This window comes from Vibrio sp. Vb1554, from assembly GCF_033344235.1.
In genome coordinates this window covers 1-2,775 of sequence record NZ_JAWPOJ010000073.1, presented here as the reverse complement: position 1 = coordinate 2,775, position 2,775 = coordinate 1, and the positions used below count along the sequence as shown (strand labels likewise).

Annotated in this window: 2 protein-coding genes; both read left to right on the top strand. The window is 45.8% G+C overall.

The window, feature by feature from the left end; translation table 11 throughout:
* The first annotated feature begins 3 nt into the window (after window positions 1-3).
* Window positions 4-1,830, top strand: coding sequence for an extracellular solute-binding protein (locus R8N28_RS23650; protein WP_318183481.1), 1,827 nt, complete (start codon window positions 4-6; stop codon window positions 1,828-1,830).
* Between the two features lie 9 nt (window positions 1,831-1,839).
* On the top strand, window positions 1,840-2,697 hold the full coding sequence (locus tag R8N28_RS23645; RefSeq protein ID WP_005496771.1) for an ABC transporter ATP-binding protein: 858 nt from the start codon (window positions 1,840-1,842) through the stop codon (window positions 2,695-2,697).
* Window positions 2,698-2,775: the final 78 nt, after the last annotated feature.

The window sequence follows — 2,775 nt, the reverse complement described above, 5'->3', positions numbered from 1 at the left end:
TTTATGAAAAGAATAATTTTAGCGTCCACGCTAAGCGCCCTAAGTTTTGGTGCGATGTCAGCGACGCTTCCGACTGACTTAAACTGGCAAACAAACTGGGATGAGCCTCAATATGGCTCTCCTGAAGCAAAGCGTGGCGGGACTTACCGCACTTTCATGTCGAGCTTTCCTCAGACTCTACGCAGTGTTGGTCCTGATGCAAACTCTGGTTTACGTTCTTTCATCTTGGATGAAACGCCAGGGTTGGTGGTTCGCCACCCAGATACGCTTGAATTCATCCCTGAGCTAGCCAATGAGTGGGCATTAGCGGGTGACAATAAAACGGTTTATTTCAAACTGAACCCACAAGCTAAATGGTCGGATGGCAAGCCAGTCACGGCAGACGATTTTGTTTTTATGCTTAAGTTTTACCGCTCGAAAGACATTCTAGAGCCTTGGTACAACGACTATTACAACAAAACGGTTGCTGATGTTATCAAATTTGACGATCACACCTTCGCCGTGAAGGCCGCGAAAGAGCTCAATCCAGAAGAGTTGTTGTTGAGAATGGGGGCGCTACGTCCTCGTCCTGCTCATTTCTATGCGAATCCGAAGAAAGACGAGAACGGTGACGGCATTCATGATGATTTTGTGCGCTACTACAACTTTAAAAGTGAACCAACCACCAGCGCTTATTACTTAGCCGACGTCAAAAAAGGTAAAAGCGTTACCTTTAAGCACGTAGGTGAGGACTGGTGGGGTTATACCAATAAGTACTACGAGAATCGCTATAACGTCGACAAAATTCGTATCACGGTTATCCGCGATAGTGATATTGCGATGAAGCACTTCGAAAAAGGTAAGTTGGACGCATTTGGATTGGTTTTGCCAAGTCTATGGCATGACAAATCCAATACTGCCCCTTATCAAAAGGGTTACATTGAGAAGTTCTGGGGTTACAACCAATATCCAGTTGGTGCTGGTGGCGTGTGGATAAACACGGCCATGCCTCTACTTGATGACTTAAACATTCGCAAAGGGATTACTTACGCGACAGATTTCGACGGTATGATCGAGAATGTTATGCGTGGAGACTACAGTCGTAAACCCAACCCAACGGGCTTTGGGCATGGTAAGTACACGTTACCAGATGTGAAAGCGCCAAAGTTTGAACCAGAAAAAGCGGCGGCAGCGTTTGAAGCTGCGGGCTTCGATAAGATTGGTTCCGATGGTATTCGCGTGAATGATAAAGGTCAGCGTTTGAGCTTTGAATTGACGTACTCATCTCCAGTTCATACACCGCGTATTGCTTTCTTGCGTGAACAGGCAAAATTGGCAGGGTTGGACATTGAGCTGAAGCTGATTGATGGTTCATCGATGTTTAAGTATGTGCGTGAGAAAAAACACGAACTTGCTTTCTTTGATATGGGGACTTCGGAAATCCCAACTTATTGGGAATACTTCCATTCCGTGAACGCGAACAAACCACAAACGAACTCATTCACTAACTACAGCACGCCAGAGCTAGATGAAAAGATCATTGCGTATCGCTTTAACATGGACATGTATAAGAAGATCCAACTAGGTCATGAGATTCAGCGAGACATTATTGATGCGCACGTGATGGTCACTGGCTACATGGTACCTTACGTTCGTTATGGACACTGGCGTTGGTTGAAATTGCCAGAGAAACCAATGAATCGAATGACAGAAGCGTTGTTCAGTGGCGGAATTATCGGTGATGGCACGTATTGGATCGACAAAGACGTGAAGAAAGAAACCCAGAAAGCGATGAAGTCGGGTAAAACCTTTGAACCGGTTGTTGTCGTTGATGACACGTATAAGCTGTAAGGATGTGTTATGGAAAACGATGTAATTTTGAGTGTAAAAGATCTCGAAGTGGAATTCATCACGGATGATGGCCCGGTAAAAGTACTCCATGGCGTGAACTTTGATGTTCGCGCAGGACGAACGCTCGGTCTCGTTGGTGAGTCTGGCAGTGGTAAGAGCGTGACCTCTATGTCCATCATGGGACTGTTGCCAAAGCCTTACGGAAATATTGTCAATGGTGAAGTTAACTACCGAGGTACTAATCTGGTGTCGCTACCGGCGGAAGAAATGTACGCCATGCGCGGCGACCGCATTTCGATCATTTTCCAAGACCCAATGACGGCGTTGAATCCAGTGCATACCATTGGCCGCCAACTGTGCGAAGTGTTGGAATTACACCGTCCTGAGTTAGGTAAAAAAGAGCGCGAATCCTACGCGGTAGAAATGCTGGCTAAAGTGAAAATTCCAATGCCAGAAAAGCGCCTCAACGAATACCCGCACAACCTATCTGGTGGTATGCGCCAGCGCGTGATGATCGCAATGGCACTCGCATGTAAACCAGATATTTTGATTTGTGATGAGCCAACGACGGCACTGGATGTAACGGTACAGGCGTCTATCCTTGAACTAATGAATGAACTTCAAGAAGAAACGGGCATGGCAATGATCTTCATTACCCATGATTTAGGCGTAGTCGCTGAAGTGTGTGATGACGTTGCGGTAATGTATGGTGGTCGTATTGTCGAAAAAGCGGAGATTTTTGAGCTGTTTGACAATCCGCAGCACCCTTACACGGAACGTTTGATGGGCTTAATGCCAAGCTTGGACAACGAACCTAAGCAGATGATTGATATCAAACCAATCGATGCCAGCATGTTTGCTAGCTAACTGGTGCAAAGTGAACAAGTCATAAAAGAGGATGTTATGGCCAAAGAAGTATTAAGAATTGAAAATCTTAAGCAGCAC